11 protein-coding genes are annotated in these 15830 nt (G+C 62.2%); 2 read left to right on the plus strand and 9 right to left on the minus strand.

What is annotated here, in order from left to right; translation table 11 throughout:
• Nucleotides 1-2: 2 nt before the first annotated feature.
• The 3 genes from V8J82_RS15960 to V8J82_RS15970 form a co-directional block, all read right to left on the minus strand.
• Complete coding sequence (locus tag V8J82_RS15960) at nt 3-797, minus strand: DUF2189 domain-containing protein (protein WP_339976467.1); 795 nt, start codon at nt 795-797, stop codon at nt 3-5.
• A gap of 141 nt (nt 798-938) precedes the next feature.
• Entirely contained in the window at nt 939-2066 is a 1128-nt protein-coding gene (gene prfB / locus V8J82_RS15965; RefSeq protein ID WP_339976469.1) for a peptide chain release factor 2, read from the minus strand.
• A gap of 77 nt (nt 2067-2143) precedes the next feature.
• A complete protein-coding gene (locus V8J82_RS15970) occupies nt 2144-4711 on the minus strand; it encodes a penicillin-binding protein 1A (protein ID WP_439650082.1) in 2568 nt (855 codons plus the stop codon).
• Between the two features lie 110 nt (nt 4712-4821).
• Here V8J82_RS15970 and V8J82_RS15975 point away from each other — a divergent pair, with 110 nt between their 5' ends.
• On the plus strand, nt 4822-5418 hold the full coding sequence (locus tag V8J82_RS15975) for a class I SAM-dependent methyltransferase (RefSeq protein WP_339976473.1): 597 nt from the start codon (nt 4822-4824) through the stop codon (nt 5416-5418).
• On the opposite strand, the gene V8J82_RS15980 is transcribed toward V8J82_RS15975, so the two are convergent.
• Nucleotides 5412-6620 (minus strand): N-acetylmuramoyl-L-alanine amidase, encoded by a 1209-nt coding sequence (locus tag V8J82_RS15980; protein ID WP_339976475.1) that lies wholly within the window; start codon nt 6618-6620, stop codon nt 5412-5414. The two genes, V8J82_RS15975 and V8J82_RS15980, sit on opposite strands and share 7 nt — an antisense overlap.
• The gene (locus tag V8J82_RS15985) at nt 6613-7764 is read right to left on the minus strand and encodes an aminotransferase class I/II-fold pyridoxal phosphate-dependent enzyme (protein ID WP_339976477.1); all 1152 of its coding nucleotides are present in this window, start codon (nt 7762-7764) and stop codon (nt 6613-6615) included. The genes V8J82_RS15980 and V8J82_RS15985 overlap by 8 nt, the downstream gene beginning before the upstream one ends.
• 127 nt (nt 7765-7891) lie before the next feature.
• Between V8J82_RS15985 and V8J82_RS15990 the strand changes: the two genes are divergently transcribed.
• On the plus strand, nt 7892-8644 hold the full coding sequence (locus tag V8J82_RS15990) for a DsbA family protein (RefSeq protein ID WP_339976479.1): 753 nt from the start codon (nt 7892-7894) through the stop codon (nt 8642-8644).
• Between the two features lie 67 nt (nt 8645-8711).
• Here V8J82_RS15990 and V8J82_RS15995 read toward each other — a convergent pair whose 3' ends face one another.
• The 4 genes from V8J82_RS15995 to V8J82_RS16010 form a co-directional block, all read right to left on the minus strand.
• Complete coding sequence (locus V8J82_RS15995; RefSeq protein ID WP_339976481.1) at nt 8712-11360, minus strand: Rne/Rng family ribonuclease; 2649 nt, start codon at nt 11358-11360, stop codon at nt 8712-8714.
• Nucleotides 11361-12013: 653 nt separating this feature from the next.
• A complete protein-coding gene (locus V8J82_RS16000; RefSeq protein ID WP_339976483.1) occupies nt 12014-12340 on the minus strand; it encodes an NIPSNAP family protein in 327 nt (108 codons plus the stop codon).
• A 330-nt stretch (nt 12341-12670) separates the two neighbouring features.
• Nucleotides 12671-13987 carry a sigma-54-dependent transcriptional regulator gene (locus V8J82_RS16005; protein ID WP_339976485.1) on the minus strand — a complete coding sequence of 439 codons (1317 nt, stop codon included), beginning with the start codon at nt 13985-13987 and terminating at the stop codon, nt 12671-12673.
• Between the two features lie 21 nt (nt 13988-14008).
• Nucleotides 14009-15799, minus strand: coding sequence for a sensor histidine kinase (locus V8J82_RS16010; protein WP_439650078.1), 1791 nt, complete (start codon nt 15797-15799; stop codon nt 14009-14011).
• Nucleotides 15800-15830 lie beyond the last annotated feature (31 nt).

Raw genomic sequence — 15830 nt, forward strand, 5'->3', positions numbered from 1 at the left:
CATCAGGGTCGCTCAGAGACCGTTGCCAATCGATAGATATGCCACGTGGCATGGCCCAAGATCGGCAAGACCACGTAAAGGCCCAGCAGTCCCGGTAGCATCGCCAGGAAGGTCAGCCCCGCGATCACCACGGCCCAAATCCCCATGACCTTCGGATTTTGCCGCACAACAGCGACCGAGGTGATCATCGCGGTCACAAAATCGACCTCCCGGTCGAGCAAAAGCGGCAGTGACACCACCGTCAGCGAGAACAACACAAAGGCGAAAACCGCGCCAATCGCGCTGCCCACCAGCAACATGCTGATGCCTTCGGGCTGCAAAAGATACGCATAGGAGGTTGTGACATTCACCAAGGCGGACGGCCCGAGGAACAGGGCAAACAGCATGTGGGCAAAAAAAGACCAGAACAGGAAGTAGACGATCACCACCCAGGCCATGGACGGCAATTGCCGTAAGCGCTGGCGCCAGATGACCCCGAGGATCGCATTCCGCTCCCACTCGGTTTCCCCCACCTCCAACCGGCGCGATACCTCATAAAGACCAACCGCCAAAAACGGCCCCAAGAGCGGGAAGCCAACGGTGATCGGCAAAGCCCACCAGATCTGTTCGGTCACGAAGAAGAAGATGTATAGCAGCCAGCCGCCGATCACATAGACGTTGGCAAAGAACAGCCCCATCATGGGCTTGGCGCGGAAATCACGCAGGCCAAGCCGCAGGGCGGTCAGCACATCGCCGGGGCTCATCTCGCGCAAGAGAGGCGCGCCTTCTCCCACCGGATGGACGGATTGGTCGCTCATGGCAGATCCTCCCGCCAGAAGCGTACCTCACCAAAGCGAATCCCGTAAAGAGTGTGTGCGGCCTCGCAACCCGCGCCCATCGTCCGATCGATGGCTGCCCCAACGGGGTGGCTTGAGGGCGGGCGAGCCCACTCCCCTCGCTTAGTCTTCGCCCTGCGCCTCGGCGCGGCTTTTGCCGGATACATCCATCGCCAAGACCGACGCCATCAGGCCGTCCAGATTGCCATCCAAAACGCCCTGCGTATCCGAGGTCTCGAACGAAGTCCGAAGATCCTTCACCATCTGATACGGCTGCAGCACATAGGATCGGATCTGGTTCCCCCACCCCGCATCTCCAGCATTCTCATGGGCCTCGTTCACCAGGGCTGAACGCTTGTCCAGTTCCAACTGATAGAGCCGCGACTTCAGCGCCTTCATCGCGATATCGCGGTTCTGGTGCTGCGACTTCTCGGACGAGGTCACCACAATCCCTGTCGGGTGGTGGGTGATGCGCACCGCGGAATCAGTCGTATTCACGTGCTGCCCGCCCGCGCCCGAGGACCGGTACGTATCGATGCGAATGTCGGACGGGTTCACCTCGATCTCGATATTGTCGTCCACAACCGGGTAGACCTTCACCGAGGTAAACGACGTGTGCCGTTTCGCAGCCGAATCGAACGGCGAAATCCGCACCAGCCGATGCACGCCCGATTCCGACTTCAACCAGCCATAGGCGTTGTGCCCACTGATCTTGTAGACAGCGGATTTGATTCCTGCCTCCTCGCCGGGGCTGTAGCTTTGCAGATCGACCTCATAGCCCTGCTTCTCGGCCCAGCGCGTGTACATCCGCGCCAGCATACTGGCCCAGTCGCAGCTTTCGGTGCCGCCCGCACCCGAATTGATCTCCAGAAAGGTATCGTTGCTATCCGCTTCACCGTCCAGCAGCGCCTCCAGCTCTTTCGCGGCGGCATCCTCGACCAGCGCCGTCAGGGCAGCCTCGGCCTCGGCGACAACCTCGTCATCACCTTCCATCTCGCCCAACTCGATCAACTCGGCATTGTCATCGACGCCTTGCCGGATCGCTTCATAGGTCTGCATCTTGTCGACCAGGATCTGCCGGTCGCGCATCAGCTTCTGCGCCTTTTCGGGATTGTCCCACAGGTTCGGATCCTCGACCATCGCGTTGAATTCCTCCAACCGATGGGGGGCGGTGTCGATATCCATCCGCTGCCCCAGCAGGGTCAGGGAGTTGCGGATTTTTTCGATATTGGCTTGCGTCTCAGCCCGCATGGCGCATGTCTCCGGGATCACGTCCGAGGAGGCATAGACCACCCGCGCGCGACCCTCAAGCCAGGCCGCGCATCAGGTTAGTAAAGCCCACCCGAAGAGAGCGTGCCAAATCCTGTATTGGTCGGCACCTCGACTGTCTCGCCCGTCGCGGTGATCACCTGCTGACCATCGCCGCCGCCGCCATTGGCCTCGTCGGGGCGCGCAAAGATCGGGATATCAGATGACATCGCCCAGCCGCCATCGATCACCGACAAGAGCCCTTCAAACGGCGCCTCGCCAGCGCGGAACAGCTCATAGACGACATTCCCGCCCGAGGCGCCTGCGGGCAGACGCGCGCCGGAATACCGATCGATGGGATAGAATTCACCACCCTCGGGGATCGGGAATTCGCCGCCGCCATATTCCTCGATCGCCTCCAGCATGAAGCGCTGAAAGACCGGGCCGCACATGCCACCGCCGGAGGCGCCCCGGCCCAGGGTTTCGGGCTGGTCATAGCCGATATAGCAGCCCGCCACGATGTTCGAGGTAAAGCCCACAAACCAGACGTCGCGCGCATCATTGGTGGTGCCGGTCTTGCCTGCGGTCGGCACTGGTAGGTTCACCGAGCCCGAGGCCGTGCCGCGCTGCACCACACCGCGCATCATCGAGGTCAGCTGATATGCCGTGATCGGATCGATCACCCGTTCGCGCGTCGACAACACCCGGGGCGCAAAGCCCGGATCAAGCGAGGCGAGGTCACAATCAGGGCATAGTCGCTGATCGTGGCGATAGACCGTTTCTCCATAGCGGTTCTGGATCCGGTCCACCAAGGTCGGCTCCACCCGTTCACCGCCATTGGCGAACATGCCATAGGCCGCAACCATCCGGTAAAGCGTGGTTTCCTGCGCGCCGAGCGAATTGGCCAGGAACGGTGTCATGTCGTCGTAGACGCCGAACCGCTCGGCATAGCGCGCCACCGTATCCATGCCGACATCCTGCGCCAGACGCACGGTCATGAGGTTCCGCGACAACTCGATCCCTGTGCGCAGCGGCGACGGCCCATAGAATTGATTGGACGCATTGCTCGGGCGCCAGATCCCCTGTGCGGTCTCAAGCTCAATCGGCGCATCGATCACGATCGTATTCGGTGAGTACCCCGAATCCAGCGCTGCCGCATAGACGAAGGGTTTGAAGGATGAGCCCGGCTGCCGTGTTGCCTGGGTCGCGCGGTTGAACGAGGAATGCTGGTAGGAAAAGCCGCCCTGCATCGCCAGGACACGGCCCGTATGCACGTCCATGGCCATGAAAGCGCCCTGCACTTCGGGCACCTGCCGCAGGGTCCAGCGCAGGAAGCTGCCGTCGCTGTCGCGCGTCATGCGGCGCACATGGACCACGTCGCCGACGCTCAGCAGATCACCTGCCACACGCGCTTGGGACCCGCGGCTGCCATCTTCGTTCAGGGGTCTCGCCCAGGTGACGTCTTCGGCGGGGATAAAATGACCATCCTCATCGTCTTCGACGCCTTCGATCCCGATCCGGGCGGAGCTATCGCCGACCTCAAGCACCACGGCGGGGAACCAGCCTTCGATATCGCGCGGGATGCGCACACTGGCCAGAGCCTGGCGCCAGGAGCCTTCATCGCCCAAGAGGCTGGGATCAATCGTTTCGACCGCGCCGTGCCAGATACCGCGGTCGCGGTCATAGCGCTCCAACGCGCGGCGCAAAGACGCCTCCGCCACCTGTTGCAGGCTTTCATCCATCGTCGATCGGACCGCATAGCCACCGGCGAAAAATTCATCAGCACCGTATTCCGCACTCAGCTGGCGGCGAATTTCGTCGGTGAAGTAGTTGCGCGGCGGACGGTTCAGGCGGAACGGCTCGATATGGCCGCCCTGCACCGTTTCCAGCTGCGCGGCCTGGGCCTCCTCCATCTGCCGTTCGGAGATATAGCCGTTCTCATACATCTCACGCAGCACGTAGTTCCGGCGCGTGATGGCGCGGTCATAATCGGTCACGGGATGAAAATTCGACGGCGCCTGGGGCAAGGCCGCCAGATAGGCCACCTGCTCCAAAGTCAGCTCTTCGAGCGTCGCATTGAAGTAGGTCTGCGCGGCGGCAGCCACCCCATAGGAGTTCTGACCCAGGAAAATCTCGTTCAGATAGAGTTCAAGGATGCGATCCTTGCTGAGCGTGCGCTCGATGCGGGCAGCCAGAATGATCTCGCGCACCTTGCGTTCGACCGTGCGCGACCCATCCAGAAGGAAGTTCTTCATCACCTGTTGGGTGATGGTCGAGGCGCCGCGCACATCCTGCCCACGGGAGCGCACCGCATCCACGAAAGCGGCTGCAATCGCGCGCGGGTCATAGCCCGCATGGTCGTAGAAATTGCGGTCTTCGGCAGAGATAAAGGCCTGGGCGAGCAGATCCGGGATCTCGTCTGCGGGGGTGAACAGGCGGCGTTCGGTGGCAAATTCATCCACCACCATGCCCTGGCGCGAATAGATGCGGCTGATCGTGGGCGGCGCATAGTTCGACAGCGTCTCATGGTCGGGCAAACCGCGCGAATACATGAACAGCAAACCGCCGATCCCCGCCGCGGCGAACACCAAACTAAGGGTCGTCGCGGTAAAGACGATCCCAAGGAAACCAAGAATCAAACGCATAATGCCGCCCGTAGGAACCTCTAAACTGATCCCATGTTATAAAGCTCACCGTTAAGGGGGTCAAAACACGAAGGCGGCTTTCTGCCTTGGATTGAGTGCGGTAGTTTGCCTCCATGGGACCCGATGACATTCTTCCGGCCTATCGGCGCGAGGCCAGTTTCTGGGCAGAGCGGCGCAATCTGTCACTGTGGGAACGTCCGGCGCTGGAGGCTTGCGTCGCGAATCGCGCGCCGGGATTGCGCGTTTTGGATCTGGGATGTGGATCCGGTCAGCCGATTGCGGAGTGGTTCACAGCGCGCGGCGACACGGTGACCGGCGTGGATGGCGCACCAGAGATGATTGCAGAGATGCGGGCCCGGGTCCCCGCGGCGGAAGGGATCTGCGGCGATATGCGGGGCCTGACCCTGGGGCGCCGGTTCGACATCCTGATCGCCTTCAACTCGTTCTTTCATCTCAGCCCTGACGATCAGCGTGCGATGTTTCCCGTCTTTGCCGCCCATGCCGCCCCAAATGCGCGATTGCTGTTCACCACAGGCCCCAAAGCCGATGAGCGGGTCGGACAGGTCGGGCAATCGCCCGTCTATCACGCCAGCCTCGACCCGTCGGAATACCGCGATCTCTTGGTCGATCACGGCTTTGAACTGATCTGGTTTCGGCCCGAAGACCCGGAATTGAAGGGCCATTCCGTCTGGCTGGCGCGCGCCTATTGACGGCGCAACGCGTCGCGTGCGGCTTCAGCCTCGGCCCAGCTCAAGATCGCTTGCGTGATGGCACCCTGCATGCGCGCGCGCCACGCCTCATCCAGGATGTTGTCCAGATCGCCGCCCTCCGACAGGAACCCGATTTCCAGCAGGACGGAAGGGAAATCTGCCGCCTTCAGCACCGAAAAGGCGCCCTGCCCGTGCGGTCGGGAATGAAGCTCTAGCCCCTCCTCGCGGATCGCATCGACCAAAGCCGTCGCGAATCTGTCCCCGCGCGGGGCGTTTTCGGCACGCACCAGATCCATCAGCACACCCACCACCTCATCATCGGCGCCGGTCAGGTCGATGCCCTGTACCAGATCCGCGCGGTCATGCTGTTCGGCCAAGGCAGCCGTTGCGAGATCGGTCGCCTCCTCGGCCAGGGTATAGACGGTCGCCCCCCTGGCGCGGCCTTCCAAAAGCGCATCGGCATGGAGCGAAATCATCAGATCGGCATCCGCGGCACGGGCCAGCGTGACCCGCGTGGGCAAGGGCACGAACACATCAGCATCGCGGGTCATCACCACGTCAATCTGGCCCGTTCGGCGCAGCATATCTCGCAGCTCACGCGCAAAGGTCAGGATCAACTCCGCCTCGCTGTACCCTTCCCGCAACGCCCCTGGATCGACACCGCCATGGCCGGGGTCGAGCATGATCACCAACGCCCCATCATCGGGCGGCGCCTGCGCTTCGGTCACCACCGGCAGCAAGATCGCGTCCAAGCCCGGCGGCGCCCCGGCATCGGCGGCGAAACTGGCCGCATTCACAGGATCGAGCCGCAGACGCACCATCGCCGCGGCGCTGCTGTCATCCACTTCCATCGCGGCGATCATCGGCAAGAACGGCGCGTCCAGCGTCAGCACCATACGCGACCAGCCCGGTGTCGTGGCGCCGCCCACATCCACTTGGGTCACCGTCTCAGCCCGGTCGAACTCCGCAGGCAAGCCGGCAAAATCGACGGTTCGGAAATCCAAAACCACCCGTGCCGGATTGTCCAAGGTAAACACGCGGAACGGCACCGGCTGGCTCAGCGCCAGGGCGACATCCACCGCTTCGCCTGTTTGCGTCACAGCACTGTTCTCCGGCAGGACCCGCGCCAGGGCGCCGAGACCTTGGGCCGCGATAGGGCTGGCCATGCAGAGGGCCAGGAATAGTGCCAGTAACCTAACCATGCCGTGCCTCCATAAAGCGGATCAGCCGCGCGACGCCTTCTTCGATATCCGCCGTCGCCCGCGCATAAGACAGGCGCAGTGTGCCCCCGCCCCGCGCCTTGTCGAAATCGAGCCCCGGGGTCACGGCAACATCCGCCTGGGCCAGGATCTCCGCCGCGAAGGCGCGAGAATCATTGGTGAAATCGCTCACATCGACATAGACGTAAAACGCCCCGTCGGCGGGTGCGCTGCCGGATAGGCCAGCTTTGGCCAGGCCCGGCAGCAAGATGTCTCGGTTCCGGGTATAAACGGCGCGATGGGCGTCCAGTTCGGCGCGGCCTTCGGGGCTAAGCGCGCCCAAAGCCGCGATCTGGGCGGCATGGGGCGGGCAGATGAACATGTTTTGAGCCAGACGCTCGACGATCCGCACATGCTCGGGCGGTACCACCATCCAGCCCAAGCGCCATCCGGTCATCGAGAAATACTTGGAGAACGAGTTGATCACATAGACCTGATCCGTAACCTCAAGCGCCGAAACCGCTCGCGGACCATATTGCAGGCCATGGTAAATCTCGTCTGAGATCAAAGAGATACCCCGCGCAGTACAAGCGTCACTTAAGGCGCGCAGCTCCGGCTCGAATAGCATCGTGCCGGTCGGGTTGGCGGGGCTGGCCACGATCAGACCGTCCAGATCATCACTCAGATGGTCGGGTGTCGGCTGATAGCGTGTGTCGGCATGGGTTTGCAGCCCGACGGGGTTGAGCGACAGCGCGGTGAGGATCTGCCGGTAAGACGGATAGCAGGGCTCCCCCAACCCTACGCGCGCGCCTGCATCGAAGAGCGCCGTGAAGGCCAAGAGGAACGCGCCGGAGGCTCCGGCGGTCAGAACGATCCGCTCCGCAGGTATATCAATGCTATACCAATCCATGTAGAGCGCCGCGATGGCGGCTCGCAAATCGGGGCGTCCGAGCGCGACGGTGTAGCCGAGCGGCTCGGCCTCCATCTCGGCCGCCAAACGGTCACGCGCGGCCTGCGGCGCGCCGGTCCCGGGTTGCCCGACCTCCATATGGATCACATGGCGACCGGCCTCTTCGGCGGCCCGCGCGGCCTCCATCACATCCATCACGATAAACGGATCAACCAAAGCCCGGTTGGAATGTCGCATAGCGTCCCCTTATGCTGCTTGTATGGTGAAATCAGCCGACGCGCCGGGCGTCAATGGCCTGACGGGTGGCAGGGCGCGCGCGATGTGGTAAGTCAGCCCGAAGCCCGCAATTTCAGGGATCGTTAGAATGAGAAACCTATTGTTGAGCACCGGCCTGGCCGCCCTTTTGGCCCTGCCCGCCGGTGCGACCGATGTCACCGATTTGTCGGCCAGCGAACGTGACGCGTTCCGCGAGGAAGTGCGTGCCTATCTGCTGGAAAACCCTGAAGTGTTGATGGAAGCCATCGCCGTCCTGGAAGAACGCCAAGCCGCCGTCGAAGCCGAGGCGCAGGCCCTGGCCGTGGTGGAAAACGCCGATGCACTCTTCAACTCGGCCTTCGATCATGTGGGCGGCAATCCCGACGGCGATGTGACCATCGTCGAATTCCTCGATTATCGGTGTGGCTTTTGCCGCCGCGCCCACCCCGAGGTCACGGAACTGGTCGAAGGCGATGGCAATATCCGCATCATCACCAAGGAATTCCCGATCCTGGGCGAGCAATCCGTATTGGCCAGCCGCTTTGCCATTGCCACGCGCATCGCCTTGGGCGGGCAGGCCTATGAACAGATGAACGACGCCTTGATCACCATGCGCGCCGATGTGACCGAACTGTCGCTGGCGCGTCTGGCAGATGATCTGGGCCTGGACAGCGAGGCGATTTTCACCGCGATGGATGATCCGCTGGTCGAGACCACGATCAACTACAATCGCCAGTTGGGGCAGCGAATGGGCATCACCGGCACACCGAGTTTCGTGTTCGGCGATCAATTGGTGCAAGGCTACGTGCCACTGCCGAATATGCTGGAAATTGTTGACGTTCTGCGAACGGCTTCGCAGTAAGCGTTTCGAGTTTTCCACGCAAAAAGGGCGCCCCGTGAGGCGCCCTTTTTTGATATATCCTGTCCGACTAACCGCGCGACCACCAGCCGCGCCGCTTGGGCTTGGCGGGTTCCTCGGGCGCGGGCGCCGGATCCGCCGCCAAGGGCTCAGGTTCTGGTTCGGGCTGCGGTTCAGGCTCAGAGACCAGCTCGGGCTCGGGGGCCGGTTCAGGTGCGGCATTGGCCATGTCCTCAGCCACCATTGGTTCGGATTCGATCACGGGATCGGCCTCAACCGCTTGAGCCACAGGCGCCGGTTCGGGCTCAGCTGCGGGTTCGGACGCTGTCTCTGCGGCCACCTCCACAGGCGCGGCATCGTCATTGGCACCATTTTCGGCAGATGTCTCTGCTTCCGTCTCAGCGGATTTCCGGCCTCGCCCGCCACGGCGCGAGCGGCGACGTTTCTTCGGCTGCTCATCAGTCGTCTCAGCCTCGGCCTCGGGCGCGTCGCCTTCTTTCTGCGCCTCGCCGGTCTCAGCGTCAGTTGCGGGTTCGGCGTCTGCCTCCGCCGATGTCTCGTCATTGGCGCCGTTTTCGCCATTACTCCGACGGCGACCGCGCCCACCGCGACGACGACGACGGCGCTTTTTCGGCTGTTCATCGTCATCCGTCACGTCGGGGGCATCGACCACATCCTCTTCGGTCGTGTCATCGTCAATATCGTCCATCAACGCCGCATCCATCGAGATCACGGGCGCCACCGCGGTGATCTTGCGGGTCGCCGTCTTGAACTTCTCGATCTTGTAATCCGGCACGATCATCGCGGCATCGGCCTCAATCCGAATCGCCATGCCGGTGCGCGCCTCAATCGCATCGAGATAATCGCGCTTGTGATTGATCAGGAAGTTCACGATGCCGACCGGCGCGGTCAGCAGCACCTCTTTCGAGCGGCCCCGGGTCGCCTCTTCCTCAAGTTGGCGAATGATCGACAGGGCCAGGCTGTCATCGGACCGCACAAGGCCGGTGCCATGGCAATGGTGGCAGGATTGCGTGGTGGCTTCCAACATGCCGGGCCGCAGGCGCTGCCGGGACATTTCCATCAGGCCAAAGGAAGAAATCCGGCCCACCTGAATGCGCGCGCGGTCGGTCTTCAACCGATCCTTCATGCGCTTTTCGACGGCGTTGTTGTTGCGCCGTTCATCCATATCGATGAAGTCGATCACGATCAGACCGGCCAGGTCGCGCAAGCGCAATTGGCGCGCGACCTCTTCGGCGGCCTCAAGGTTGGTCTTGAGCGCGGTTTCCTCGATTGAGCCCTCTTTTGTGGCCCGGCCCGAGTTCACATCAATCGCCACGAGCGCTTCGGTGATGCCGATCACGATATAGCCGCCTGATTTCAGTTGAACCGTGGGGTTGAACATGTCGGCGAGGTAGCCTTCGACCTTGTGCTTGGCGAAAACCGGCATCGGATCGGTATGCTGTTTTACGTTTTTGGCGTGCGACGGCATGATCATTTTCATGAAGTTCTTGGCGTGCTTGTAGCCCGCCTCACCTTCGACCACGACTTCGGAGATATCGCGGTTATAAAGGTCGCGGATCGTGCGGTGGATCAGGTCACCTTCCTGATAGATCGGCGCGGGTGCGATGCTTTTCAGAGTCAATTCGCGGATCTGTTCCCATTGACGCTGCAGATATTCGTAATCGCGCTTGATCTCGGTCTTGGTGCGCTGCGCACCCGCTGTGCGCACGATCAGGCCCGCGCCCTGGGGCACGTCCAGCGCCGTCGCAATTTCCTTCAGCTTCTTACGATCAGACGCGTTGGTAATCTTGCGGCTGATCCCGCCGCCTCGTGCGGTGTTCGGCATCAGGACGCAGTACCGCCCGGCCAGCGACAGATAGGTGGTCAGGGCCGCGCCTTTGTTGCCGCGTTCTTCCTTGACGACCTGCACGAGCAGGATCTGGCGGACCTTGACGACCTCCTGGATCTTGTATTTGCGCGGACGCGGCTTGCGCGCCGGACGGATATCGTCCTGATCGTCATCATCGGCCACGGTTTCGGCGGCATCATCATCGTCATCGTCACCATCATCGGTGTCGGCGTCGGAATCGTCATCCTCAGCAGCGTCGCCCGACATATCCGGAGCCTCGTCAGATGCGTTTGCCTCGGGCGTCTCCGCATCATCCGCTTCGGGTTCGGCAACCGGCGCTTCCGCGACCAATTCCATGGGCGACAGACCTTCGACAGGGTCAGTCGTTTCTACTTCGGTCGACGGATCTTCAGCAGCCTCGCCTTGATCCAAATCCACCACATCCATACCCGAGGGCGCCTCGGCCGTTGTCACGGCATCGGTGCCATTCGACGCAGCTTTCGTCTCAGAGGATTTCCGACGGCGACGACGGCGCTTGGGTTTGGCCACCTCTTCCTCGGCCTCGGCGGCCATCGCTTCGGCATAGGCGCGTTCTTCCGCCAGCAGCGCCTCGCGATCGGCGACGGGGATTTGGTAGTAATCGGGGTGAATTTCGGAAAAGGCCAGAAAGCCGTGGCGATTGCCACCGTAATCCACAAAAGCGGCCTGGAGCGAGGGTTCGACCCGCGTGACCTTTGCCAGATATATGTTTCCTGCCAGCTGCCGCTTGTTCAGCGACTCAAAGTCGAATTCCTCAACCTTGGATCCATCTGCCACCACAACGCGGGTTTCCTCCGCGTGGGTGGCATCGATAAGCATCTTCTTTGCCATTTTATCCTTGCCCGTGACAGCCCCTGACGCGCAACGAGGCCTGGGCCTGGCGGTGCGGCGGATCGGATGTCACGTTGTCTTGCTAAGGCAATGCCCCCGGGGCAGCGGACGGCCAAGACCCTGGGTCTTGCGAGTGTCTGCGTCTGTGCACCTAAGGCGGGCATCGCATTTATCTCCGACAGGATGGGCCGTTGGGCCGCCTGTCCATTCAAGCCCCAACTCTGGGGCGGTTCGGGCGGGCCGCGCGCAGCACTTGCAGCGCGGTCCAAGTGACCTGCGCCCCCGCCCCAGCGGCGTCATCGCGCGGCGTTCGGGATCGGGGGGCAGAGAAACTGTTACATCTGACCCTGGGCCAGTTCCTTCACATTAAGGGGAGGTGACGCGGGAAGACAATGGGCAAAACGGAGATGCCCGACAGAAAGGCAGAAATGAACCGTCAGATGCAATTGTCACCTCTGGCGAATGGTGTGGACGGGGATGCCGGTGCGCAGGCCCACGCTAGATCGGCAAGGGGCCCAAAGTGACGGATGCGGCGCCCGTACTGGATGTCGAGTTCGGCGCCGTTGTCGGAGCGTCTTTGGGATCAGCCCCATGCGCGTGACGCTCGCCCTGCTCTTATTGACATGGAAGAGCCTGAGACTGCGTCGATCGCTTCAGAGGGCTTTTGAGAACGTTACCGGATCGAGTTGCAGATCGAGGATGTTGCCGACGATCGGTCCAGCGCCAGGATCACGCTGCGCCTTGATGCTCTGCCATTCTTCGTCCGCCATAAATCGAGACCAACCCTCCGCCATCGCCGTCTCACTACGCCAGCTAAGCAGGTATGCGAAAGCAGGCTTTTCGTCATGGGTCGTGGTCCACATGGCTAAGATTTTGAAGTCGTGGCTGCGCATGATCCGGGCGGCATGATCACGAAACCGATCCAAAAACTCGGGCTGGGTTTCTGGGAATAGTTCATAGATGCGCAATTGATTGATCATTCGCTTCATTTCTCCTGGCCTGATTTTATTGGATTTAAGAGCACGCTCAGCGACTAGTGCGCCCCGGAAGGTGGCTTGTCGCCGCCGCGAAGCGCTTGACGGGGTCAACGGAACGATGCGCGCGTAAATCGGGTGTCGAGGATCAACGGGCGGTGGGTGGTAGCGGGGTGGCCGGCATATCGCTTCTTGTCGCGCCAATCCACGGCTTGGGCGCCAACCGGGCCGTTCCGCCATTGGCGTGCAAGCTGACGATGCGCAGCGGATGGGCATGTGCAGAATGGTCTGTAATCTGCGCGGGGCGGTCCGCTTTGGTCCGCCCCGCCCAATGGATCAGAGGTAATCCGAGCGGCTGAGCCCGTATTTGGCCATCTTCTCGTTCAGCGTTCGGCGTGGCAGGCAAAGCTCTTCCATGACCGACGCGATGGAGCCGCGATGGCGGCGCATCGTGTTGTCGATCAACATCCGCTCAAAGGCCTCGACATATTCCTTCAACGGCTTGCCCTCGCCGATGGCTTGCGGCGCGATCTGGGTGTTGTCGGACATCAGAAGCGATGCGATGGAGCCCGAGCCGCGGCGCTGCTGCAGGATCGCGCGTTCGGCGATGTTGATCAGCTGACGCACATTGCCGGGCCAAGGCGCTTGCAGAAGCTGCGCGGCCTCTTGCGCGGTGACCTGGGGCGCGTCGGTGCCGTATTCCTCGGCGAATTGCTCCCCAAAGCGGGTGAACAGCGTCAGAATATCCTCGCCGCGCTGGCGCAGGGGTGGCAGATCGATCCGCATCGCCGCGAGGCGGTAGAACAGATCGGGCCGCAGCGCGCCTTCGCATTGGTCTGGCTCCGGCGCGTTGCAAATCGCCACGATCCGTGTCTCTGCCGGGGTGCCTTGATCGTTGATGAAGGTCAAAAGCCGCGCTTGCAGCCCTTGGCTGAGCCCTTCGACATCCTCCAAGACAAGCGTCCCGCCGCGCGCCTGTTCGACCAGGGGCTTGTCCTGATCTTCGCCCACCGGGCCGAACAGCATCGCCGCGAGGGTTTCTTCCTCATGGGCGGCACAGGAGAGCGTCACGAAATGTTTGCCCGCCCGCGGCCCCACGGCATGGAGCGCGTGAGCCACAAGGGTTTTGCCGGTCCCGGTTTCACCGGTGATCAGCACATGGCCGTCGGCCTGGCCCAGATCCAGAATATCCTCGCGCAGACGCTCCATCACCGGGCTGGACCCGATCAGCTTGCGCATCAGGACGGTGCCGTCGCTGAGTTCCTTGCGCAGCGCCCGATTGTCGAGCGTCAGGCGCCGCTGCTGACCGGCGCGCTTGGCCAGATCGGTCATCCGATCCGGATTGAAGGGCTTTTCCAGGAAGTCATAGGCGCCGATCCGCATCGCCTCGACCGCCATGGGCACATCGCCATGGCCGGTGATCACGATGACCGGAATGCCGCTATCCACGCCCATCAGACGCTTCAAAAAGGCCATCCCGTCCATGCCGGGCATCTTCACATCCGTGACGATCACGCCGGGAAAATCCGGGCCGATGCCCTTCAGCGCATCTTCGGCCGAGGCATATGTTTCGGTATCAAATCCCGACAAGGCCAGCCATTGGCTGATCGATTGCCGCATATCCTGCTCGTCATCTACGATCGCGATCTTCATGTCGCCCCGCCTTTCCCGTATCTATTCCGCGGCCTCAGGCCGCTCACCGTCAATATCGTCCCCCTGCCCCATTCCCAGGGCGGGGAGCCGCACTTCAAATACTGCGCCCGACCCATCGCCGTTGCGCGCCGTCAATCGCCCACCCAGATCATTTACGATACCGGATGAGATCGCCAAACCCAGGCCGACACCGTCGCCGGGCTTTTTGGTCGTATAAAAGGGCTCGAACAAAGCCTCCAAGTCGTCAATCCCCGGTCCAGAGTCGCGAACCGTCAAAACAACCTCGTCGCCTTCGACGATCATCAGGTCCAATTCCCGCTCATCCGCCCCCCCCATCGCATCGAGCGCGTTGCGCAGCAAATTGATGATCACCTGTTCTAGCCGCAGCCGGTCAGCCATGACCATGGCGGGCTTGCGCGGCAGGCTTTGGGTGATGTCGACCGTATCGGTGCGCAGCTGTGGCTCCATCATGGTCAAAGCGCCCTTCAGCGCTTCGCGCATATCCACCGGCTCAAGCGCGTCTCCGCCCTTTCTTGCATAGGATTTTAGCTGCCGCGTGATGGCGCCCATCCGCTCGATCAAATCGTCGATCCGCTGGAAGCTCGACGCCGCCTCATCGGTCCGGCGGCGCTGCAGCAATAGCCGCGCACCGGCGAGATAAGTCTTCATCGCCGCCAGCGGTTGGTTCAGCTCATGGCTGACCGCCGCTGACATCTCGCCCAAGGCGGCGAGTTTCTGGCTTTGCTGCAGGCTTTGTTCCGCCTCTTCCAGGGTCCGCTCGACCCGCTGACGCTCAGCGATTTCCCGCTGCAAGCGGCCATTGAGGCGGCGAAGCTCCGCCGACTCGCGCGCCAAGACCGCACTTTGCATCCGGGCGCGGCGGCTTAGAACATAGAACGCGCCCGCCAAAGCCAGCGCGAATCCCATGATTTGCAGCGCCAGAACCGAGTTTACCCGTTCCCGTACCGACGCATAAGCGGTGTAGCTAACGATCCGCCAGCCGCGAAACGGGATACGGTTTTCCAAGCGGATCGTGGCATCGCCGAAGAAGCTGGGGCTGGGATCGCCAAAGGCCCAATCACCGGTCGCCTCCAGCGCGCGCTGGATGGCGTTAGGCGGTGTGCGCAGCGCCATCGCCTCGGTCTCGGTCCGGCCGCGCCAGCGTGGCTCGGTGGACAGAATGATCTCACCCTGGGAATTGGCCAGGAACACAGCCTCGGAGGTGCCGCGCCACCGGTCGACCAGACGCGCAAGGTCGATTTCAACCAGGATCACCCCCAAAAGTCCGTCGCCGTTTTCGATCCGCCGCGAAAACGTGAAATCGAAGCGGCCTGTCTCGGGCTCGTTTGAAGTAAACATCGTATCGGGGGACCGCGTCGCCTCCACAAAGAACGGGTCGCTGTCGCGCCGTTCACTGATCCGCTGGCGGTCGGTAGCGGCCACGACACGGCCCTCGCGGTCGAGCAACAGGATCGACGCCGCGCCGATATCATCGACGTAAGAGATCAGATATTGCGACGTGTTGGTGTAGTCATTGGCCTCCAGCGAGCGGATCAGAACCGGATCGCGGGACAACAGCAAGGGCACGACCTGATGGCGTTGGATCTCCGACAGCACAGAGCCGGAGTAAATCGTCAGGCGCAGCTCGGCTCGGTTGCGGGTGGTTTCTGTGAACCGCTCGGTCAACCAAATGTTCGACACCCAGATGATCGCGATGGCGCCGCCCAAGAAAACGACCATCAGCGCCCGCAGCACCCATGGTCGCCAAATCCCCCGACGCGGCGGGGACATGGGGCGCTTGGCAAAAGTCATGCGCGAAAACTACGGCGCACGGAGGCGCGGC

It is taken from the genome of Gymnodinialimonas mytili (assembly GCF_037544085.1).
Lineage (GTDB): Bacteria > Pseudomonadota > Alphaproteobacteria > Rhodobacterales > Rhodobacteraceae > Gymnodinialimonas > Gymnodinialimonas mytili.

Excerpts from the sequence above, each read along its gene's own strand:
- V8J82_RS15960 (WP_339976467.1), bottom strand. The coding sequence starts at position 797 with ATGAGCGACCAATCCGTCCATCCGGTGGGAGAAGGCGCGCCTCTCTTG.
- prfB (WP_339976469.1), bottom strand. The coding sequence starts at position 2,066 with ATGCGGGCTGAGACGCAAGCCAATATCGAAAAAATCCGCAACTCCCTG.
- V8J82_RS15975 (WP_339976473.1), top strand. The coding sequence starts at position 4,822 with ATGGGACCCGATGACATTCTTCCGGCCTATCGGCGCGAGGCCAGTTTC.
- V8J82_RS15980 (WP_339976475.1), bottom strand. The coding sequence starts at position 6,620 with ATGGTTAGGTTACTGGCACTATTCCTGGCCCTCTGCATGGCCAGCCCT.
- V8J82_RS15985 (WP_339976477.1), bottom strand. The coding sequence starts at position 7,764 with ATGCGACATTCCAACCGGGCTTTGGTTGATCCGTTTATCGTGATGGAT.
- V8J82_RS15990 (WP_339976479.1), top strand. The coding sequence starts at position 7,892 with ATGAGAAACCTATTGTTGAGCACCGGCCTGGCCGCCCTTTTGGCCCTG.
- V8J82_RS15995 (WP_339976481.1), bottom strand. The coding sequence starts at position 11,360 with ATGGCAAAGAAGATGCTTATCGATGCCACCCACGCGGAGGAAACCCGC.
- V8J82_RS16000 (WP_339976483.1), bottom strand. The coding sequence starts at position 12,340 with ATGATCAATCAATTGCGCATCTATGAACTATTCCCAGAAACCCAGCCC.
- V8J82_RS16005 (WP_339976485.1), bottom strand. The coding sequence starts at position 13,987 with ATGAAGATCGCGATCGTAGATGACGAGCAGGATATGCGGCAATCGATC.
- V8J82_RS16010 (WP_439650078.1), bottom strand. The coding sequence starts at position 15,799 with ATGACTTTTGCCAAGCGCCCCATGTCCCCGCCGCGTCGGGGGATTTGG.